Raw genomic sequence first — 24,067 nt, 5'->3', positions numbered from 1 at the left:
GAAAAACGATTAACTATTAAACCAAAAAATATGAAATTTATTAACTATTGTTTGCCACTATTATCTCTAATGATTTTAGGCAGTTGTAATGTGAAGAAAACGGAATTGGCATCGTCTTTAAAAAACAGTTACAAGAACGATTTCTATATCGGAACGGCTTTAAGTGCCGATCAAATTGAAGAAAAAGATGCTAAAGTTGATGCATTGATTTGTAAAGAATTCAATGCAATTACAGCCGAAAACATTATGAAATCGATGTTTGTGCATCCACAAAAAGACAAGTATGATTTTGCTCTAACAGATAAATTTGTTGCGTTTGGCGAAAAAAATAAAATGTTCATTCACGGACACACTTTAATTTGGCACAGTCAGTTGGCGCCTTGGATGGAAAAAATTAAGGATAGTACTGAAATGAAAGCTTTTATGAAAGATCATATTACTACTATAGTTTCAAAATATAAGGGAAGAATCAATTCGTGGGATGTTGTCAATGAAGCTTTAAACGACGATGGAACTTTGCGTAAATCAATTTTTTTGAATACGCTTGGCGAAAGTTATCTTGTTGATGCTTTTAAATTGGCAGCAAAGGCAGATCCAAAAGTAGATTTATACTACAACGATTATAATCTTGAAGATCCTGCAAAGAGAGCAGGAGCAATCAATTTGATAAAAAAAATTAAAGCTGCCGGAGGAAAAGTTGACGGAATTGGTAGTCAGGGACACTGGAAATTAGATAGTCCGTCATTAGAAGAAATTGAGAAAAGTATTTTGGCTTATTCGGCTTTAGGACTTAAAGTTGCTTTTACAGAATTGGATATTACTGTTTTGCCAAATCCATGGGATTTAAAAGGAGCAGATGTGAATCAGAAATTTGAAGGAAATCCTAAAATGAATCCTTATCCGGAGACACTTCCAGATTCTATTCAGGATAAATTAGCGCAACGTTATGCTGATATTTTTAAATTATTTTTGAAACACAAAGACAAAATTAGCCGAGTAACTTTTTGGGGAGTTCATGATGGACAATCGTGGCTGAATGATTGGCCAATAAAAGGACGAACAAATTATCCGTTATTGTTTGATACAAATTTACAGCCTAAAAAAGCATACAATAGTGTTATGCAATTAAAAGAAGTAAAAGAGTAATTTTTTAAGCTAAAACAGAGGTCTTTTTGAGGATTATTTTACAATCGGTTGTTTTTGAAATAATTATTGAAATAAAGCAAAGTAAATTTGCATAATATGTTTTTTTAGCTAAATTTACACAACCGATTGTTTAAATTGAATAACACCTTTTTTTAAGGTTTTTAAAAAGCTGCTTGAAGATAATTTATAGGCTTAGTATTTTTTTTAAACCTGCAGGATTTGGATTGTATATTGAATAAAAATAAATGCTATTATTACAACACTTAAATCACTTTTGATTTAAACTAACCAAAATAACCACAAACCAATAATGAATTACATTTCTCAAAAATTATCCATTAAAGAAAAAATAGGATACAGTTTAGGTGACTTAGCAGCAAATTTAGTTTTTCAGACGCTGATGACTTATTTGGCTTATTTTTATACTGATATCTACGGATTATCACCTACAGATTCATCTATTATTATGTTGGTTGTGGGGTTAATTGCCGCCTTTATTTTTAATCCCATTATTGGTGTTTTGGCAGATAGAACCAGTACCAAATGGGGAAAGTTCAGACCTTGGATTTTAATTACTGCAATACCGCTGGGAGTTATTGCTTTACTGGCTTTCTCTACGCCAAATTTTTCTTATCACGGAAAAGTAATTTATGCCGTAGTAACTTATACTTTGTTGTTATTGTTTTATGCCAGTAACAATTTGCCATATTCGGCTTTGAGTGGTGTAATTACCGGCGATATGCGAGAAAGAAACAGTTTGTCGTCGTATCGTTTTGTGGCGGTTATGTTTGCGCAATTTTTTGTTCAGGTTTTTATGCTTGGTATTATTAAAAGTGCCGGAAACGGAGACAAAGCTATTGGGATCGAAAAAGTAATGACAGCTTTGGCTATTATTGGAACCATTATGTTGTTAATCACTTTTTTGACTACAAAAGAGCGTATTATTCCAAAACCAGAACAAAAGTCAAGTATTAAAGAAGATTTAAGCGATTTAATGAAAAATAAACCGTGGGTTATTATGTTGACCTTGACAACCTTGGTTTTTATAACTCTGTCCATGAAAGGCGGTGCTTATGTGTACTATTTTGAGAATTATGTAAACAAAGAACAGCTGGCTATTTTTATTCAGCCAATTTTGGATGTGTTGTCAAACATTGGATTGAATCATTTTGGAAATGATCCTGTTTCAGCTGGATTTGGATTGTTTAATGCCGGCGGAATCATCTTTATGATTGTTGGAATTACTTTGTCTAAAAGTCTTGCTGATAAATATGGGAAAAGAAACATTTTCGGATTGTTTTTATTCATTTCTACGTTGTTTATTATGGCGTTTTATTTCTTTCCGCCAACTTCAATCGGTTTGATATTTTTCTCTCAAATTTTTCATGGATTTTTCTACGGAATCACTATTCCGATTCTTTGGGCGATGATTGCAGATGTTGCAGATTATTCAGAGTGGTTAAATAACCGTCGCGCTACTGCTATTATATTTTCGGCTATGATGGTAGGTTTAAAAGCCGGTTTAAGTATCGGAGGATCGTTAACGACTTTATTTTTAGGATATTTTCATTATGTCCCAAATTCATTAACTCAAACTGATACCGCAGTAAACGGAATAAAATTATTGGTTAGCATTTTTCCTGCTATTCCATTTTTAATTGGGGTTGCCTTATTGTTTTTCTATAAGATTAATAAAAAAATGGAAGTGCAAATAGAATCCGATTTAAAAGAAAGAAGAACTTAATTATTATTTAAAAACAAGATATCACTATGCCTGAAGATAGTATTAAACAAATTAATTTTGAACAAATTAATGAATTAGCCATTTCGAAACCTTTAGTATCACATATGTATACTGCTGATCCATCGGCACATGTGTTCAACGGTAAGATTTATATTTATCCTTCGCATGATATCGATGCCGGAATTCCATTTAATGATAATGGAGATCATTTTGGTATGGAAGATTATCATGTATTTTCGATGGAAAATATCCAATCTGAAGTTGTTGATAATGGTGTCGCACTACATGTAGATGAAGTTGTGTGGGCAGAAAAGCAAATGTGGGCGCCTGATGCCGCTCATAAAAACGGAAAATATTATTTGTATTTCCCTGCTAAACGTGCCAACGGAATTTTTCAGATTGGAGTTGCAATAAGCGATTCTCCAGTTGGACCATTTAAACCGGAAGCAGACGCTATTAAAGGAAGTTACAGTATTGATCCTGCCGTTTTTGAAGACGAAGACGGGAAACATTATATTTACTTTGGCGGAATTTGGGGGGGACAACTTCAAAAATACCGAAGTAATAACTATAATGCTGACAACGAAGAACCAGTTGGTAAGGAACCGGCTTTGGGACCTATCGTTGCGTTATTAAGAGATGATATGTTAGAATTTGCCGAGGAACCAAAGGAAATTAAAATTTTGGATGAGAATGGCGAAATCTTATTAGCTGGAGATAATGATCGTCGTTTTTTTGAAGCTTCGTGGGTACATAAGTACAACGACAAATATTATTTCTCTTATTCTACAGGAGACACTCATTTTATCTGTTACGCGATTGGAGATAATCCGTATGGGCCATTTACGTATCAGGGACGAATTTTGAATCCTGTAGTTGGCTGGACTTCGCATCACTCAATTTGTAAAGTCGAGGATGAATGGTATTTATTTTATCATGATTCGAGTTTGTCAAAAGGAGTAACGCATTTAAGAAGTATGAAAGTGACCAAAATTGATTACCTCGAAGATGGTACAATAGTTACAATAGATCCATATGGAATAAGAAGATTATTAGATTAAGACTTTGTTTATCAGTAAAAAGGATATGTTTAAAATAGAAAAAATAGATTTTAAAATTGTTTCTGTAATCATTTTGATGGTTGCTGCTTCTTCGTGTAAAAAAATTTCTCAAAAATCACAATCGGTTGTGTATTCTGATTATGCTGCTTTTGATTGGTTTGATTATAAAGGAAAAGATGATGCTTACATGAATATATCCAAATCTGATAAAGAATATTTCAATCCAATCCTGGCTGGATTTTATCCCGATCCAACTATTTGCAGAGTGGAGGATAAGTTCTATTTAGTGAATTCTTCATTTTGCTATTTTCCCGGATTACCCATTTTTGAAAGCACAGATTTAGTAAACTGGAAACAAATTGCAAATATTATTGACCGTCCTGAACAGGCTAATTTTGGTAATTCAAGATTGTCTGGCGGAATGTACGCGCCTACACTTCGCTATCATAATGGAATTTTTTATGTTATTTGTACGAATGTGAGCGGAGTGGGAAATTTTATCGTAACGGCAAAAAATCCTGTTGGTCCGTGGTCAAACCCAATTGTAATTCCAGGTGTAGACGGAATTGATCCGGACATCTTTTTTGATGATGACGGTAAGGTTTATATCACGCATAATGGGCCACCTCCAAATAATATTTCGCTTCACGACGGACATAGAGCTATTTATATGTTCGAGTACGATTTGGCTAATCAAAAAATTGCGAGCCAACCAAAATTAGTGATAAATGGAGGAACAGACATGTCTAAAAAGCCTGTCTGGATAGAAGGCCCGCATGTGATTAAAAAGTCAGGATATTATTATATGATTTGTGCGCAGGGCGGAACGGGTTTCAACCATTCGGAAGTCGTTTTTAGAAGTAAAAATATTTATGGACCTTATGAAAGCTACGGTGATAATCCAATTATGACACAATTGCATTTGGATCCTAATCGTAAAAATGAAGTTTCGACAACGGGACATGCTGATTTTGTAGAATTGCCTAACGGAGATTGGTGGGCAGTATTTTTGGGCTGCAGACCTTACGGAATGGATTTATACAATACAGGAAGAGAAACTTTTATGATGCCGGTAGAATGGAAAAATGATTGGCCAACAATTGTAGATGGAAACAAAGCCATTCCGATGATTAATAAAAGGCCTAATTTGCCTCTTTCAAAAGAAAAAACGGAACCAATGAGTGGGAATTTTGTTTGGCACGATGATTTTGAAAATAGTAAATTGGGTTTAAAATGGAACTTTATCCGAACGCCTTCTGAAAAATGGTATGATTTGAAGAATGGGAAATTATTAATAAAACCTCGCAAAGAATCGATTCATACTGAAACTAATTTTTCATTTATTGGAAGAAAGCAACAGCATTTAAAATTTGAAGCTTCGACAAAATTAGAATATACGCCTAAGGATACTTTGGGAACTGCAGGTTTAGTGGCGTTTCAAAATGAAAAGTATTATCTATTAATTGGGAAAAGACTAAATGCTAATGGAAAACAAGAAGTTTATTTAGAAAAAACGGCAAAAGATAAATCTGAAATCGTTTCAAAAAAGGAGCTTGAAGATAACGCAGTTTCGCTTTTTGTAAAAATTGAAGGCAAAGCAAGATTTTATGATTTCTATTATAAAACAACAGAAAAAGGAGTATGGATATTACTTGCAAAAGATATTGATGGAGTAATATTAAGTACGAAGGAAGCGGGGGGATTTGTTGGAACGTATTTGGCAATGTATACTTCTACTAAACATTTTTAGAAAGACTTTTTCGTCCAGTTTGTCATTGCGAGGAACGAAGCAATCCCATAATGGAAAGCATAAATTGATCTAATAAGTGAGATGCTTAGTTCCTCGAAATGACAAGATTGTGTTTAAAAACGGTTTGCGTGAGGGATAGCAGCGAAAAGCCCACAGCCTGACGAAGGAAGTGCGCGGACTTGAAGTGTATAGCCCGACCCGGAGGGACACGCCCCAATTATGTGAGATTAGAAAGAATTAACAATTTTAGTAGAAAAACTATTTTTTTATAACTAACAATTACTTATTTTAGCATACCAGAACAGAACGGAACAGTATGCTAAACGAAGAACAGGAAAAATTTGTATTTACAATAAATCACGATAGTGATATTCCGAAGTACCAGCAATTGGTAAACGGAATAAACAATGCCATTGCGGAGAATATTTTACAAAAAGGAGATTTGCTTCCTTCGGTAAATAGTATTTGTAAAACGAATCAGTTGTCGAGAGATACGGTTTTTAAAGCTTATACTATTTTAAAAGATCAAAACACAATTGATTCGGTGCCTAATAAAGGATATTACGTTTCAGGCGAGACCAGAAAAGTGCTTTTGGTGTTGGATACTTTTAAAGCTTATAAAGAGGTATTGTATCATTCGTTTGTAAATAATCTTGCTGATAATGTTATTACAGATGTACAATTTCATCATTATAATATTGATGTTTTTAAAACGATCATTAACAATAGTGTAGGGAAGTATTATAAATACGTGGTGATGAATTTTGATCATAAAGAGGTGTCGCCAACTTTGTCTGTAATTGCAAATGAAAAGTTATTATTGATTGATTGGAACATACACACAGAAAAACAAAACAATTATATTTTTCAGGATTTTGGAAAAGCGTTTTACAATGCTTTAGAAAATGCGGTTGATTTGTTTAAAAAGTATAAAAACATACAATTTATTTATCCAAATTATACCAATCACCCAAAAGAGACATTGGAGTTTTTTAAAAAGTTTTGTGTCGATTTTAATTTTGATTACGAAGTTGTTACTGATCCAAAAAAGTTCGATATCGAAAAAGGAATTGCCTATATCAGTGTGAGTGATAGAATTTTGGGGCATTTTTTAGAACAGTGCAAAGAGAAAGAATTAGAGCCCGGAACTGATGTTGGTTTTTTGTCTTACAATGAAACGCCAATGAAGAAATTTATATATAAAGGAATCTCAGTTGTATCAACTGATTTTGCAGCATTAGGAACAAAAGCGGCAGCATTTATCGCAAACGATGAGGTTGTTCAGAGTTATGTATCAACGAATTTAATATTAAGAGAATCATTATAAGTTATGTATTATATAGGATATGATATTGGGAGTTCTTCTGTCAAAGTTGCTTTGGTTGAAGCCGAAACCGGAAAAAAAATAATCGTATTGCATGAACCGCAAAACGAAATGGAAATTGTGTCGTTGCGCCCAGATTGGGCAGAACAAGATCCTGAAATTTGGTGGCAATACATTTGTTTAGCAACCAAAAGAGCAATTCGTGAAGCGAATATTGATGCATCTAAAATTTTGGGCGTTGGTATTTCGTACCAAATGCACGGATTGGTTATTGTGGATAAAACATGCAACCCATTGCGTAACGCTATTATTTGGTGTGATAGTAGAGCAGTCGAAATTGGAGACAAAGCTTTTGCTGAATTAGGGCAGGAAAAATGTGGAGAGCATTTATTAAATTCTCCAGGAAATTTTACTGCTTCGAAACTAAAATGGGTAAAAGAAAATGAACCTGAAATTTACAATCAGGTGTATAAATATATGTTGCCGGGAGATTATATCGCGTATAAACTAACGGGAGATATTACAACAACAAAAAACGGTTTGTCTGAAGGAATGCTTTGGGATTACAAAGAAAACAAAGTGGCCAATTGGTTGTTGGATTATTATGGAATCGATCAATCATTGACACCAGACATTGTTGAGAATTTTACAAATCAAGGAGTTTTAAACGAAAAAGGTGCTAAAGAATCAGGATTACCAGTTGGTATTCCTGTGGTATATAGAGCGGGAGATCAGCCTAACAATGCATTATCACTAAATGTATTGAATCCTGGTGAAGTTGCAGCAACTGGTGGAACTTCGGGAGTTTTTTATGCCGTAAGCGATCTGTCTACAGGAAATAAAACAAACAGAGTAAACAATTTTGTTCATGTTAATTATGAGTTAGAAACGCCAAGAATTGGAAAATTATTGAACATTAACGGAGCTGGAATTCAGTACCGTTGGCTGCGAAATAATATGGGTGACGAAACCTACGAATCAATGAACCGAAAAGCATCTAAAATTGCAATTGGATCGGATGGAGTAGTGGTGCTTCCGTTTGGAAATGGTGCAGAACGTATGTTTAATAACAAAACCATTGGAACTCATTTTTTGAATCTGAACCTTAATATTCACAATAGTGCACACTTGTTTAGAGCTTCTTTAGAAGGAATTGCTTTTTCGTTTGTGTACGGAATGGAATGTTTGAAAGATGACAATGCCACTATTAATGTGATTAGAGCAGGGAATGATAATTTATTCCGCTCAGAGATATTCTCTAATACAGTGGCAACATTAATAGGTCATGAAATTGAAATTTACAACACAACAGGAGCTGTTGGAGCGGCAAGAGCAGTAGGTTTAAAAGATGGTGATTACAATAAATTTGGGTCAAGTATTACAACAAATGATCACGTAATGACTTTTTTACCACTCAAAAACAAAGAGCCTTATGATAAGGCATATCAAAAATGGAAACAAGAATTAGAATTTATATTAACACATAAAAAATAAAAAAATGATAGTTTTAGGCAATAAAGAATACTATAAAGGTATTGGTCAAATTAAATTTGAAGGAAAAGAATCTGATAATCCATTGGCATTTAAATACTATAATCCAGACCAAGTTGTAGCTGGAAAAACGATGCGCGAGCACTTTAGATTTGCTATCGCATATTGGCATACATTCTGCGGACAAGGAAGTGATCCGTTTGGTCCGGGAACACAAAATTTTGCTTGGGATCAATCATCAGATCCAATTCAGGCAGCTAAAGATAAAGCAGATGCTGCTTTTGAATTTATCAGTAAAATGGGATTTGATTATTTCTGTTTTCACGATTATGATTTAATTGCTGAAGGACCAACGTTTGCTGAGTCTGAAAGACGTTTAGCAACAATCACTGAATACTTGAAAGAGAAAAAAGCAGCCTCTGGAATTAAATTGCTTTGGGGAACTTCAAACTGTTTCTCTAATCCAAGATTCATGAATGGAGCAGCAACAAATCCTGATTTTAATGTAGTAGCAAGAGCCGGAGGACAAGTAAAATTGGCGCTTGATGCAACAATTGCTTTAGATGGAGAAAACTACGTATTCTGGGGAGGACGTGAAGGTTATATGTCGTTATTGAATACAGATATGGGAAGAGAATTAGACCACATGGCGCAATTCTTAACAATGTCTAGAGATTATGCAAGATCACAAGGTTTTAAAGGAACTTTCTTTATTGAGCCAAAACCAATGGAGCCATCAAAACATCAATACGATTTTGACTCGGCAACAGCAATTGGATTCTTAAAAGAATACGGTTTAGATAAGGATTTCAAAATTAATATCGAGGTAAATCATGCAACATTGGCACAACACACTTTTCAGCATGAATTAGAAGTAGCTGCAAAAGCTGGAATGTTAGGAAGCATCGATGCTAACAGAGGAGATTATCAAAATGGTTGGGATACAGACCAATTCCCGAACAACATTCAGGAAACTACTGAAGCAATGTTAGTATTCTTAAAAGCAGGTGGATTACAAGGCGGAGGAGTAAATTTCGATGCTAAAATCAGAAGAAATTCAACAGATCTTGAAGATGTTTTCCTTGCTCATATTGGTGGTGCAGATACTTTTGCAAGAGCATTATTAACTGCTGATAAAATTATTACTTCATCTCCTTACGAAAAATTAAGAACAGAAAGATACAGCTCATTCGATTCAGGAAAAGGAAAAGATTTTGCTGATGGAAAATTAAACTTGAAAGATTTATACAATATCGCAAATGAAAATGGTGAATTAAATCTTCAAAGCGGAAAACAAGAATTATTCGAAAATATTATCAATCAATATATTTAATAGTTCCAATAAAAATAAAGAAATTCAATACTACTTAGCAATATGATAGCTATAAAACGTTAAAAATAATTATAGTATCATAATAACGATTATTGAATAATTTCTTGAATGTAAAATAAAGAAAATGTGTATGAAGGTGACGATTAGTTTTTTAACTTGTATCCTGGAGAGAAACAGATTGAAGGTTTAGTTATTGTTTGTTGACTTGATATAAGATTGAAGAATGAAAGTCGGTTTAATAAAATATTAGTGGATTAATTCTTTTATTAAATGGTTTTAAGGAACGTTGGAATGCACATTTTTTTTACTAAAATTTACTATAATCTTTCTTAAAGTTGTAAACTTTGAAAAAGATAATTATACACAATCTTGTCCTTTCGACAAGGACAAATCGCATGCGGGAGTCGACAAATATTGATGAATTAAGGAATGGAGTTTCTAATGTGATTTGCTTCGCTTGTTCGTTATCGCTCGGGTCTACTTCGTCGAAATGACAAATAATAACCAAAAACCAATAAACTATGAAATTTTTTATAGATACTGCTAATTTAGAAGATATTAAAGAAGCTCAGTCTTTAGGCGTTCTGGATGGCGTTACTACAAATCCGTCTTTAATGGCAAAAGAAGGAATAACCGGAAAAGACAATATTTTAAAACACTATTTAGACATTTGCAATATTGTAGATGGAGATGTTTCAGCAGAAGTTATTTCGATCGATTTTGAAGGAATGATTAAAGAAGGTGAAGAATTGGCAGCTTTGCATCCGCAAATCGTAGTAAAATTGCCTATGATTGCTGATGGTGTAAAAGCCTGCAAATATTTTTCGTCTAAAGGAATACGAACAAATGTTACCTTGGTTTTCTCTGCAGGACAAGCATTGTTGGCTGCAAAAGCGGGCGCTACATATGTTTCTCCATTTTTAGGAAGATTGGATGATATCTCGACAGATGGAATGCATTTAATTGCAGAGATCAGAGAAATTTATGATAATTATGATTATCAAACACAAATACTTTCGGCTTCAATCAGGCATACAATGCATATTGTAAATTGTGCCAAAGTAGGATCAGATGTTATGACAGGGCCACTTTCTGCGATTAAAGGATTATTAAAACATCCGTTAACAGACATTGGTTTGAATCAATTTATAGAAGATGCAAAAAAGATGAAATTATAAGATTTAGAATCTGTAAAATCTGCATTTTTAGTTACATTTTTATGTAACAAATTACACACTCCTTTCAGCTCTGTTTGAAGGGAGTTTTTTTTTGCTTTATGTGCAACCGATTGCCTGTTTTGATCTTTTTTTAAAGAGTTATCGTGTTTAGGGCTAAAATGTTGTTATTGAAGAGGGTAAATGGTTCTATTCTTTGCTTTATTTGATGTTTTAATCAGTTTTTTTAAGATATTTTTGTAAATCAATTTGGACTAAAATGGCTTAAAATTAAAAAAATATATGTTTTCTTCTTTTTGTGTTTTTTTTAAGATATTTGAGTAAATGATTTGATATCTCTAACGTTTTCGTAAGTCAGAAAGGTTATTTTGTCATATTTTTAATATTTTTCAAAAATAAATAGGTATTATGTTTTTTTTAGAGACTATTTTTTAATAATTCGAAAAAAAAATTAACGCAACCGATTGTGTGTTGTTGTTTTTTATATATATTTGTTTCAATAAAGGCTTATAAATCGTTACTATTCAATAAAGAAAAAAAACGAAATAAGTTAAAAAAAACAAAAACTAACTAAACCATACTATTAACTAATTAAACCAATTATTTATGACTAACTTTTTAATTACTAAAAGCAAATCGAAATACTTTAAAAATCTGGGTTACTTGATTTTCATGTTAGTATTTTCTGCTGCGGTAAATGCTCAAACAACTGTTTCAGGAACAGTTTCAGATAGTAGTGGACCAATACCGGGAGTAAATATTATTGTAAAAGGCAGTAACATTAATACGGTTTCAAATTTTGATGGAACGTATACTATTAAAGCACCGGCAAGTGGTATTTTGGTCTATAGCTTTATAGGCTACAAAGCAAAAGAAATACCTGTTAGCAATAAAAGTAAAATTGATGTACTGCTTGAAGAAGACTTAAACAATTTGAAGGAGGTTGTAGTAGTTGGATACGGTACAATGAAAAGAGGAGATTTAACCGGAGCCGTTTCATCTATTAATAGTGCAGCCGTTTCTCAATCTGTTTCAACTACGATCGATCAGGTTTTACAAGGTCGTGCAGCAGGGGTAAACATTCAGCAAAATAATGGTGCTCCAGGTGCCAGTTCTTCAGTCCGTATTCGTGGTATTAGTTCTATTACAGGAAGTAATGAACCTATTTATGTAATTGATGGTGTTGTAATTGATGGGAATACGGGTTCTATGAATTCGAATCCATTGGCAGGTATTAACCCTGCAGATGTACTTTCTGTAGATGTTTTAAAAGATGCCTCAGCAACTGCTATCTACGGATCAAGAGCTGCAAATGGTGTAATCATGATTACTACTAAAACTGGAAAAAAAGGAGATCTAACTTTAAGTTTTGATAGTTACGTAGGTTGGCAGGAAATTCCAAAGCAACTGCAAGTTCTTAATTTAAGAGAGTATGCAACGCTTAAAAATACCAGAGCAGATCTTGGAATTGTACAACGTGACAATGCTTTTATACGACCAGATTTATTAGGCGAAGGAACAAACTGGCAAAATGAATTGTTTACAACAGCCATGATGCAGAGTTACAATTTATCTGCTTCGGGCGGAACGGATAATACTACGTATGCTTTAGGAATTGGTTACTTAGATCAGGATGGTATTGCTGTTGGATCTTCATTTAATCGTTTCAATCTTAGAGGAGTGATCGATTCTCAGGTAAAAAGCTTCTTAAAAGTAGGAGTAAATATGGCTTTAAATAAGTCTGAGCAAGTAACAACATTTAATGACGGAGCTTTAATATTAACAGCACTTAAGCAAACGCCTAATGTTGCTGCACGTAATGCTGATGGTACTTTCGATGGGCCGGATACAACAGAATTCGTTCAGAACAATCCGCTTGGTTTGGCTTTAATGAGAGACAATCACAGTGAGAATTATGGAGTGAGAGCAAATACTTATGCTGAAATTAGTTTTTCAAAAGCATTAAAATTTAAGTCACAATATTCAATCGATTATAATTTTGGAAACAATTACACATTCAATCCTTCTTATACATTTGGAGCACTTGTAAATGATGTACGTGAAGGAACCAGAACAAAATCTTTAAGTGACAACTGGATCTGGAATAATTTATTGACTTATAATAAATCATTTGGAAAACATACTGTTAATGCAATGTTAGGAGAGGAAATGCAAGAACAGCATTGGGAAAATTTATACGGATATCGCTCCGGTTATATCACAAATGGAGCTACAGATTTGAATGCGGGTGATCCTACAACTGCAAGAAACTCAAATGCAAGTATTACAAGATCGCTTAGTTCTTATTTCGGAAGAGTATTTTATTCTTTTGATGACAAATACCTTTTAACCGCAACTTTAAGAAGAGATGGTTCGTCTCAGTTTGCCAAAGACAATCGTTGGGATTGGTTTCCGTCAGCAGCTTTAGCGTGGAAAGTTTCTAATGAGAATTTCTTGAAAAATAATGAAACAATCAACAACTTGAAATTGCGCTTAGGCTGGGGTGTAGTTGGTAATCAAAGTGTTCCTGATTATGCTTATACATCTGTATACGGTACATCTGCAACCAATTGGGGAAGCGGACAAATTGCGACAAATACTGCTAATCCTAATTTAGGATGGGAAAAAACAAAATCGAGCAACATTGGTATTGATCTTGGTCTTTTTAAAAACAGAATCGAACTTGTTGCCGATGTTTATTACAAAAAAACAGATGGATTATTGCTTGATTTAGCACTTCCTGCTTATGCCGGAACATCTGGGCAAGGTTCTACTGCACCGCCAACATACAATATTGGATCTCTTGAAAATAAAGGTATCGAGTTTACGCTAAACACGATTAATATGCAAAGAAATGACTTTACATGGAAATCGAGTTTCATTTTCTCAATGAATAGAAATAAAGTGTTATCACTTAATACAGAATCGGGGGTTTATGATAGAACGCTTCAACAAGGTTCAGATGTTACTGTTGTGACAAGAACAGCAGTTGGACAGCCTATAGGACAATTTTATGGGTATAAAGTAATTGGACGTTTTGAAAAAGCAACTGATTTTTATTATAAAGACAAAGAAGGAACTGTAAAACCAACCGCTTTACCAGAAGGAATGGTAATTGGAGAAAACGGAGTTTGGATTGGCGATTATATGTTTGAAGATGTAAATAAAGATGGTATTATCAACGAAAAAGATTTAGGTTATATTGGAAATCCGAATCCTGATTTTAATTTCGGTATTAACAATTCATTCTCATTTAAAGGATTTGATATCAATATTTTGCTAACAGGTTCTTATGGTAACGAAGTAATGAATTACCAAAGACGCTGGTTAGAAAATCCTCGTGAGAATACCAATTTATTAAAATCAGCATTAGGATATGCGCAACTAGATCTTATTGATCCAAATGGACCAAATGATTACAGAAACGTACAAATTGTTGGAGGTGATCCTTATATGCCTAGAATTGGAGCTTCATCTGCTTCATCTGCTTCAAATTTTCGTTTAAGCAATCGTTTTGTAGAAGATGGGTCTTATGTAAGAGTTAAGAACATTTCTATTGCTTATAATTTGCCTAAAAGTTTATATGCTAAATGGGGAATTTCGAACATCAAAGTATATTCAAATGCGCAAAATGTATTGACATTCACAAAGTACAAGGGTTATGATCCTGAAGTAGGATCTATTAATCAAAATGCTCTTTTAACGGGCATTGATAATGGACGCTACCCGTCACCAATCATTACAACTCTTGGATTAAATGTTAATTTCTAAATCGTACAAACAATGAAAACAAAAAATATATTTCACAGAGTTCTTTTGATCACATTGCCATTTATTTGGGGAAGTTGTAGTGATTTTTTAGAAAATGAACCACAAGATAGAATTACAAAGGAGAATTTCTATAAATCTGAATCTGATTTTCAGGCAGCAACAGGGCCACTTTACAATAAAGTATGGTTCGATTTTAATGATAAATTTTATTATGGTTTAGGCGACGGACGTTCAGATAATTTGTATGCACCTTATTCTGACTATGTTTATCCATTTACAGATTTAACAGAAACCGGATTAACAGGACCGTTAGTTTCGGCTTGGGGATCATTATATAATGTAGTGCAACAATCTAATAATGTGATTATAGGTATTACAGATAGTCAGGTTAGCGCCACTGTTAAAAATAAATACATTGCTGAGGCAAGATTTATGAGAGGAACAGCCTATTGGTATTTAGCGTCACTTTGGGGAGATGTAATTATTTCTACAGATCCAAGAGAACTGGTTAAAAACCCAATTGTAAACAAAAATCCATTAAAAGATGTTTACGAATTTGCAATGCGCGATTTAGAATATGCAGCAAAATATCTTCCTGAAACAGCTGGACAATCAGGACGTTTGACAAAATACAGTGCATTCGGAATGTTATCACGTGTTTATCTATCGTATTCAGGAATTAGCGACAATCCGAACAGCGGAACTAGAAATCAGGAATATCTTGATTTGGCAAAAAAAGCAGCCGAAAAAGTAATCACTGCCGGACCTTACAAATTGATGGACAATTATGCAGATTTATTCAAAATTGATAACAATAACAATTCAGAATCTATGTTTGCGTTACAATGGGTTCCAAATGGGGATTATGGAGTAAATAATACGCAACAAGCCTATTTTGCAATAGGATCTGATGTAACCGGTGACGATGCTGCTTGGGGATATTGGACAAGAGCTTCATATAATGTTTTACAAGAGTACGAATCTAAAGATGCCCGCCGTAAAGCAACCTGGATGGGAGATGATGATTTTTATCCGGAAATCAACAAATCAAACGGAGGATATACTGTAGATCACAGTAAAGATTTCTTAACAGTAAAAAAAGGAGTTGTAGGATCAACAAAAGACAATCCTAAAACCACCCGTATGAATTCAGGGTTAAATACCTATATGTTACGTTTAGGCGAAGTATACTTAAATTATGCAGAAGCAGCTTTAGGAAATAACGCTACAACTGCCGATGCCGGTGCAATAACAGCAATAAATGCACTTCGTTTACGTGCAGGACTTGGAGCCAAAGCAACATTAACATACGCAGATATTATTCACGAAAGAAGAGTAGAGTTGTGTATGGAAGGTCAATATTGGTACGATTTAATTCGTAGAGCTTACTACAAACAACAAGAAGTTATTAACTATGTAACCGCTCAAAATAGAGGAGTTATTACGCCAATTTTGTATGATTCTGCTACAAATGCAGTTTCTGTAGATGCTTCAAAAAGTACCAGTGCACGTGCTATTGGAGTAATTGATGCAACGATTTTTACCTTGCCTTATCCTGAATCAGAACTTGTTCAGAATCCTTTATTGAGAGAGAATCCGGTTCCTTATCAGTTTACTGAGGAAAGAATAAAAGACTTATTCTAGTAGTATTAAAATAATAAATCTAAAAGAAAGATTAATATGAAATATATTTTAAATAAAAAGTATTGGGCACCCATCGCATTTCTTGGAATGATGGTTTTTAGCATGCTATTTACTGCTTGTGATAATAACGATTCTAGTGGAAAAACGATAACAATCAGTAAAGTGTTTTTAGAAGATGTAAATTCATCAGTTCCGGACAGAGAAGTAAATTTTGCCCGATTAGGACAAACGTTACGTATTGAAGGTTCAGGGTTTACAGGCTTAAAGAAAGTCTTCATTAACGGATATTCAACTTATTTTAATGTTGTTTATGTATCAGATAATTCAATGATAATCAGTGTTTCTTCAGATACACCTACAATTGAAGCAGATCCTTCAGTTCGAAACACCATTCGATTTGTAAACGATAGCAACGAAACCACTTTTACTTTTGAAATTCGATCAGGACGACCTGTTATTAATGGGATTTCAAATACGATGCCTAATGTTGGAGAAAAAATTCTTGTTGTAGGTTCTGGTTTAACTGAAGTTAAAAAAGTAGTTTTTCCCGGAAATGTTGCTGTAACAACCGGAATCACTTCTGACCCTGATGGTGAGTTTTTTACAGTAACAATGCCTAGCGGAGTTTCAGACATTGGAGGATCATTATTTGTTGAGAGTTCAAACGGAGGAGTTTATTCGCCAGCTTGTTTCAATTTCAAAAAAGGACTATTACTAAATTTCGACGGACAAGGACAACACGGATATTGGGGAACAAGTACAAGTATGATTCAACCTGCAGATTTAGAATCAACAACAATTGGAGTTGGAAATATTTCACAAGGAAAATATGTTCCGCATCGCCCGGCTCGTATTGCTTCTTTTGATCCTGCTAAAAATCGTTGCACAGAAGTTTGGACAGCAGGAAACGGAGTTGATAACTGGAGAGCACAACTAACACCTTACATTCCAGCAAATACACCACTGGATAAAGTAGCGCTTCAATTTGAAATTTATGTTCCACAAGCATGGAAAGATTCAGGATTCTTGAAGATCTGTTTAATCAATAATTTTAACGGAGGAGAATGGACAGGAGCTTGTTACAATTATGTTCCATGGATTGTTGACGGGAAATCAGTAGCTTTTCAAGCATCAAGCTGGACAACAGTTACAATTCCGTTAAATAAATTATACACGTGGTCTAAAGAAGCCTTTACATTCGAAGCTGTATTGGCGTATCGAGAAGCGGCAACGTATCAAAATTTTGGTATGTATTTCGAAAATTCTGATGTCAAATTAAAAGATGTTACAGGAGCAGCAAGCGAAGTAGAATTTCCTTCAAAAGCAACTTCAGTAAAAGTTTACACAGATAATTGGAGAATAGTTTCGTTGAATACACCGGTTTATAATGATTTTTCTAACTAAAAAAACATCAAAATGAAATTTAAATATATATTCCCTTTAATCGCTTCATCTCTATTGGTTTTGTCATCCTGCGATGATAATTTGATGGAATGGGGAAAAGACCCTGATCATGGAGCAGTAACAGGAGCAGAGCTTCCGTTAGAATTAGTTGAAAAAATTAGCCGATACGAGCCATTAAAAAACTACACCAATTTTGTTTTAGGAAACGGAATTGGAGCTGATTTGTACATGAGCGATGCAGCGTATAGAAAAATAGTAAACGAGAACTTTGATGAGGTTACTCCGGGTTATGCGATGAAACATGGCGCAATGGTAAATGCCAAAGGCGAAATAAATTTTGCAACTATTGATGCTTTTATAGCAGAAACAAAAAAAGCAGGACTAAAAGTTTTTGGACATACTTTAGTTTGGCATTCCAACCAAAATGCAAGTTATTTAAACGGTCTTATTGCTCCAACTGTAATTCCAGGTTCTAGCGGAACTAACATATTGGATGTAGCAGGTTTAAAAAGCGGAGCCTTTACCAACTGGGCAAGAAATAATCCAGGAAAAGGAATCACTGTAATCGATAATACAGGATTAGCAAGCGCCACAAAAGCAATTCAATTGGCTTCAAGTGCAACATCAGCACAACCTTATAGTTTACAATTAACATCGCCAAATGTACCAATTGTAACGGGACATAATTATGAAATTTCTTTTTACATTAAATCAGATGTAGCAGGAAAAGGACGTCTTTCTTTTGGTTCGACATTGACAAATCAATATCCATACAAAGATTGGTATAATACCGGAGGTAGTTTTACCGAAGCTTTTGCTACAACATCAGCATGGCAACAAGTTAAAATTAAACTGGCTCCTGGAGATTTTAAAGCAGGAAGCACAACTTTTCAGTTTAATTTAGATTTAGGATATCTTCCAAATGTTACCTATTTAATCGATGTAAACACAATAGCCGTTGTCGATCTTGATGCAGCTACAGGCGTTGTAAATTTAGTTTCAAACGGAACTTTTAATTCAGGAATTACTGGCTGGACAAAAGCTAACGGAGCAACAGATGCATTAAGTGCTGCAACTTCAGCAAATGCTTACGAAGGAGCTGGCGCGATGAAAGTTGTAAATGCAGTTTCTGATGCTGCAAATCAATGGAAAACACAAATTAATGCTCTTTTCACTTCGACGATGACATCTGGAAAAGATTATACAATTTCGTATATGATTAAATCTGATGCAACTGGTTCTGTAAGATGTTCAACAACAGGAACAACAGCTCACTATCAAGGAGATCAGGCTACATCGACAACATGGAAATTGGTTGAATGGAAGTTTACCGGAAATGGTACTGAAACTGGTTTGAACTTCGATTTAGGAGGAACTGCAGGAACATATTATATTGACAATGTAGTAGTAACTTCTGGCGCAGTGGCCGGAGGAGGAGCAACAGCGCCAATTACTATAGACAAAACCGATGCTGAAAAAACAAAATTGATCGGCATTGCAATGGAAGACTGGATTTCTAAAATGATGACACATTACAAAACCAGCGTTTTTGCTTGGGATGTTGTAAATGAGCCAATGAAAGAAGACGGAACATTGAGAAATGGTACAGAAGGCGATACAGCAACAGATTATTTTTCTTGGATAAAATACTTAGGAAAAGATTACGCGGTAACAGCCTTTAAATTGGCTCGTCAGTACGGAAATACAACTGATAAATTGTTTATTAATGATTATAATTTAGAGTCCAGATTAGATAAATGCGACGGAATAATCAATTACGTAGCTTATATCGAAAGTCAAGGTGCTAAAGTTGACGGAATTGGAACTCAGATGCATATTGGTTTAACCACAGATAAAGATAAAATTGCTCAGATGTTTCAAAAACTGGCAGCATCAGGAAAATTGATTAAAATTTCTGAATTAGATGTGAGATTGGGAACAAAAACGCCAACAGTAGCGCAACAAGCTGCTCAGGCTGATATGTATCAATATGTTGTAGATACTTATAAAAAATACATTCCGGCAGCACAACAATACGGGATTACAATTTGGGGTGTTTCGGATAGTGTAAAAGAGCATGAATTTTGGCTTCCTGACGAATCTCCAAACCTTTGGGATGCCAACTATGTTCGTAAGCATGCTTATAAAGGAACAGCAGATGGTCTTGCAGGAAAAGATGTAAGTAAAGACTTTTCAGGAGAATTAGTAAAAAAATAATTTTTACCCACAAATAAATCCGTAGTAGGAATCTAGAAATAGATTTGTACTATGGATTATTTATTTTCTTAACTTTTGCAATCTCATTTAATGCTTTGCAAAGAGTAAAACGGATTTTTAATATTAAAATAATTAAGAATGTTTGATTTTCGAAAGAACACATTTCTTTTACTGCTATTACTGGTTGCACAGTTTGGATATTCGCAGGAAAAAATACCAAGCCTTCAGAAAAAAGGAAACAAAACACAATTAATAGTCAACGGAAAACCTTTTATAATACTTGGCGGCGAATTAGGAAACTCTTCGGCAACAAGTATGGAAAGTATGGAGCCTATTTGGTCAAAGTTGACCGATATGAATCTGAATACCGTTTTAACGCCTATTTATTGGGAATTAATAGAAGCGGAAGAAGGTAAATTTGATTTTTCTTTAGTGGATGATTTAATTCTGAAAGCAAGAAAAGAAAAACTAAAACTGGTATTTCTTTGGTTTGGATCCTGGAAAAACAGTATGTCAAGTCATGCACCGGAATGGGTAAAATTAAACCAGAAAAAATATCCAAGAGTAAAAGACGATAAAGGTAAAAGTCATGAAATATTATGCCCTTTTAGCGAAGATAATCTGCAAGCCGATTTAAATGCATTTCAAAAATTGATGTTGCACATAAAAGATTTTGATCAAAAAGAGCAAACCGTCATTATGGTTCAGGTCGAAAATGAAATTGGAATGCTGCCAACCGCCAGAGATTATCACCCGTTAGCAAATACTGCTTTCAAAAAAGAAGTGCCACAGGAATTACTAAAATATTTGCAGAAAAATAAAGAACAATTAGTTCCTGAGTTTTTAGAAATATGGAAAAAAAACGGTTTTAAAACTTCAGGAAATTGGGAACAAATTTTCGGAAAAGGATTGGCTACCGATGAAATTTTTATGGCGTGGTATTTTGCAAAATTTACCAATAAAGTAGCTAAAGCAGGAAAAGACAATTATGCAATACCAATGTTTGTAAACGCAGCCTTAAACGCAGCCGAGAAAAAACCGGGAGAATATCCAAGTGCGGGCCCGTTACCACATGTAATGGATATTTGGAAAGCAGCAGGAACTTCAATAGATTTTCTTTCTCCGGATTTTTACAATCCATTATTTAAACATTGGAATGACTTGTTTACACGTCAGGGAGATCCGTTATTTATACCGGAACATCGTTTTGATGCCAGTGCACCATTCAAAGGTTTATATGCGATTGGGCATTATGAGGCAATTGGTTTTTCGCCTTTTTCTATAGAATCAGTCTCTGATGCTAAAAAAGAGCCGCTGGGTAAAATTTATGATGTAGTAAAACAACTTACGCCTGTTATTGAAGCTAATAAAGGTCAGGGTAAAATTGATGGAGTTTTGTTAGACAAAGAAAATCAATTGCAAATAATTCAATTAGGCAATTACGAATTTACCTTTAAACACGATTACACCTTAAATTGGTCAGACGGCGCAAAAGAAGAAGTTTGGCCAATGTCAAGTGCGATTATTATTCAAATAGGAACAGATGAATTTTACATTGCCGGCTCTGGAATTGTAGTCACTTTTAAACCTATAAAAAACACCAATCTTAATGTTGGAATTTTAAAAACCGATCAGGGAAATTTTGAAAACGGAGTTTGGAAAACCATCCGACATTTTAATGGAGATCAAACTCATCAGGGCAGACATATTAGAATTTCAGTAGGCGATTACGAAATTCAAAAAGTAAAATTATATATTTATGAATAGGGCTATTCTAACAGTCCCGAAGCCTCAGGATAAAACCTGTTAGGTATGATTTTTTGTTCGCCACGAATTACGCGAATGAACACGAATTATATTTTATTGAAGAAAAAGGAATCTGCTTAATCTGCCAAATCTACGAGAAAAAAACAGGGATAGATATAATTATAAAAATCAGCGTAAATCTGTTTTATCTGTTTAACCAGTGGGCAAAAAAATATATCAAATCAAATGAAAAAAAAAATAATATTAGTTACATTACTTTTGAGTATTAGCGTAAATGCTCAAATAAAACTCCCACGTTTAATAAGCGATGGAATGATTTTGCAACGCGATACTAAAGTAAAAATTTGGGGTTGGGCTTCTCCAAAAGAAAAAATTCAACTCGATTTCAATCATAAAACATACAAGACCGAAACTAACGCGGAAGGAAAATGGACGATTGTTCTTCCTTCTCAAAAAGCGGGAGGTCCGTATAAATTGACTTTAAAAGGAAGCAACACAATTGTACTCAAAAATATTCTTTTTGGAGACGTTTGGGTTTGTTCAGGACAATCGAATATGGAGCTCCCGATGGATCGTTTAAAAGATAAATATAAAGAAGTTATTGCTAAAGCAGAAAATCCAAACATCAGACAATTTTTAGTACCCGATCAATATTATTTTGCCAATGAAAAAGAAGATTTTATTTCGGGAGAATGGGTTTCGGCAAATTCAGTAAGCGTTTTGCAATTTTCTGGTGTTGCTTATTTCTTCGCTTTAGAAATTTATGAAAAGTATAAAATTCCGATAGGTTTAATCAATTCGGCTTTAGGAGGTTCTCCGGCAGAATCTTGGATTAGCGAGGAAAGTGTAAAGAAATTTCCGGATTATTATCAGGAATATTTGAAGTATAAAGATGGAAAATTAGAAGTTCAAATCGACCAAAAAGATAAAAAAGTAAGTAACGATTGGTACAAATTGGCCAACAATTCGGATCTCGGATTAAAAAACAATTGGTCAAATCCGGAGTTTAATGATACCGATTGGAAAACAATGAATGTTCCGGGATATTGGGCAGATAATCAGTTAGGAAACATAAATGGAGTAGTTTGGTTTAGAAAAGAATTTTTGCTTCCGAAAGTTAAAGAAAACACAGCGAAACTTATTTTAGGACGTATTGTCGATGCAGATTCGGTTTATGTAAACGGACAATTTGTGGGTACAACTTCATATCAATATCCGCCAAGAATATATTCTTTTAATGCCAATATTTTAAAAGAAGGTAAAAATGAAATTGCTGTTCGAGTAATCAACAATTCCGGAAAAGGAGGTTTTGTTTTAGACAAACCTTACGAACTTGTTTTAGGAAAAGACACATTAGATTTAAAAGGATTATGGAAATATGAATTAGGAGCAAAAATGCTGCCTTTGCCAGGACAGACTTTTGTACGATGGAAACCCGTTGGACTTTATAATGCGATGATTGCGCCTTTAAAAAATTATTCAATAAAAGGTGTACTTTGGTATCAGGGAGAGTCAAGTACGAAAAAGCCATCAGAATATTTTTCATTAATGGAAACTTTAATTGCAAATTGGAGCACACAATGGCAACAGCCTAAATTGCCTTTTTTGGTAGTGCAACTTACCAATTTTATGGATCCTAAAACAGAACCTGTCGAAAGTAGTTGGGCGGCGTTAAGACAACAGCAATTAAACATTTTAGCGATACCCAACACAGGATTGGCGGTAACAATCGATCTTGGAGAATGGAACGATATTCACCCATTAAATAAATATGATGTAGGGAAAAGACTCTCTTTGCAAGCAAGAAAAATAGTATATGGCGAGAAAAATTTAGTTGCTTCTGGACCGCTTTTTAAATCAATGGAGCAAAAAGGGAATAAGCTAATTTTAAGTTTTACAGATATAGGATCAGGTTTATTAGCGAAAGATAATGCCGCTTTAAAAGGTTTTGCGATTGCCAATAATGACGGAAAGTTTGTGTGGGCAAATGCAACAATCGAAGGTGATAAAATTGTAGTTTGGAATGACGCAATCAGCAATCCGTCAAAAGTGAGATATGCTTGGGCAGATAATCCTGTAGAAGCTAATTTGTACAACAAAGAAAACTTACCGGCTTCACCTTTTGAATCGGATTTAAGCAAGAAAAAATAGTTGAGGTTTTATAAATAAATAAAAAAAGGGGAAATCTCATCGTTTTGAGATTTCCCCTTTTTAATTGGAGTTTAGAATTTAAAGTTTTA

At 34.2% G+C, this 24,067-nt stretch carries 14 protein-coding genes; all 14 read left to right on the top strand.

Annotation, left to right across the window (positions count from 1 at the left end):
- Positions 1-30: 30 nt before the first annotated feature.
- The 14 genes from ACHRVZ_RS05920 to ACHRVZ_RS05855 all read left to right on the top strand — a co-directional run bounded on the left by ACHRVZ_RS05920 (position 31) and on the right by ACHRVZ_RS05855 (position 23,978).
- Positions 31-1,146, top strand: coding sequence for an endo-1,4-beta-xylanase (locus ACHRVZ_RS05920; RefSeq protein ID WP_395421268.1), 1,116 nt, complete (start codon positions 31-33; stop codon positions 1,144-1,146).
- Positions 1,147-1,456: 310 nt separating this feature from the next.
- Positions 1,457-2,890, top strand: coding sequence for an MFS transporter (locus ACHRVZ_RS05915; protein WP_395421267.1), 1,434 nt, complete (start codon positions 1,457-1,459; stop codon positions 2,888-2,890).
- 26 nt (positions 2,891-2,916) lie between these two features.
- Positions 2,917-3,951, top strand: coding sequence for a glycoside hydrolase family 43 protein (locus tag ACHRVZ_RS05910; protein WP_395421266.1), 1,035 nt, complete (start codon positions 2,917-2,919; stop codon positions 3,949-3,951).
- 25 nt (positions 3,952-3,976) lie between these two features.
- Positions 3,977-5,701 (top strand): glycoside hydrolase family 43 protein, encoded by a 1,725-nt coding sequence (locus ACHRVZ_RS05905; protein ID WP_395421265.1) that lies wholly within the window; start codon positions 3,977-3,979, stop codon positions 5,699-5,701.
- Between the two features lie 316 nt (positions 5,702-6,017).
- A complete protein-coding gene (locus tag ACHRVZ_RS05900) occupies positions 6,018-7,028 on the top strand; it encodes a GntR family transcriptional regulator (protein ID WP_395421264.1) in 1,011 nt (336 codons plus the stop codon).
- A 3-nt stretch (positions 7,029-7,031) separates the two neighbouring features.
- Complete coding sequence (locus ACHRVZ_RS05895; RefSeq protein ID WP_395421263.1) at positions 7,032-8,519, top strand: xylulokinase; 1,488 nt, start codon at positions 7,032-7,034, stop codon at positions 8,517-8,519.
- Between the two features lie 4 nt (positions 8,520-8,523).
- On the top strand, positions 8,524-9,849 hold the full coding sequence (xylA, locus tag ACHRVZ_RS05890) for a xylose isomerase (protein WP_395421262.1): 1,326 nt from the start codon (positions 8,524-8,526) through the stop codon (positions 9,847-9,849).
- 521 nt (positions 9,850-10,370) lie between these two features.
- A complete protein-coding gene (fsa, locus tag ACHRVZ_RS05885; RefSeq protein ID WP_395421261.1) occupies positions 10,371-11,027 on the top strand; it encodes a fructose-6-phosphate aldolase in 657 nt (218 codons plus the stop codon).
- Between the two features lie 603 nt (positions 11,028-11,630).
- Positions 11,631-14,795: a SusC/RagA family TonB-linked outer membrane protein gene (locus ACHRVZ_RS05880; RefSeq protein ID WP_395421260.1), complete on the top strand. Its 3,165-nt coding sequence runs from the start codon at positions 11,631-11,633 to the stop codon at positions 14,793-14,795.
- 12 nt (positions 14,796-14,807) lie between these two features.
- Positions 14,808-16,439, top strand: coding sequence for a RagB/SusD family nutrient uptake outer membrane protein (locus tag ACHRVZ_RS05875; protein WP_395421258.1), 1,632 nt, complete (start codon positions 14,808-14,810; stop codon positions 16,437-16,439).
- A 36-nt stretch (positions 16,440-16,475) separates the two neighbouring features.
- Complete coding sequence (locus tag ACHRVZ_RS05870; protein ID WP_395421257.1) at positions 16,476-17,843, top strand: glycan-binding surface protein; 1,368 nt, start codon at positions 16,476-16,478, stop codon at positions 17,841-17,843.
- A 12-nt stretch (positions 17,844-17,855) separates the two neighbouring features.
- Positions 17,856-20,060, top strand: coding sequence for an endo-1,4-beta-xylanase (locus ACHRVZ_RS05865; RefSeq protein ID WP_395421256.1), 2,205 nt, complete (start codon positions 17,856-17,858; stop codon positions 20,058-20,060).
- Positions 20,061-20,198: 138 nt separating this feature from the next.
- Positions 20,199-21,827, top strand: a complete 1,629-nt coding sequence (locus tag ACHRVZ_RS05860) for a DUF5597 domain-containing protein (protein WP_395421255.1) — start codon at positions 20,199-20,201, stop codon at positions 21,825-21,827.
- A 225-nt stretch (positions 21,828-22,052) separates the two neighbouring features.
- On the top strand, positions 22,053-23,978 hold the full coding sequence (locus tag ACHRVZ_RS05855; protein ID WP_395421254.1) for a sialate O-acetylesterase: 1,926 nt from the start codon (positions 22,053-22,055) through the stop codon (positions 23,976-23,978).
- Positions 23,979-24,067: the final 89 nt, after the last annotated feature.

Origin of the sequence: Flavobacterium sp. FlaQc-57 (assembly GCF_044007395.1) — a bacterium.
Lineage (GTDB): Bacteria > Bacteroidota > Bacteroidia > Flavobacteriales > Flavobacteriaceae > Flavobacterium.
Note: the sequence above shows the minus strand (reverse complement) of the source record. Positions and strands in the feature narration are given on the sequence as shown.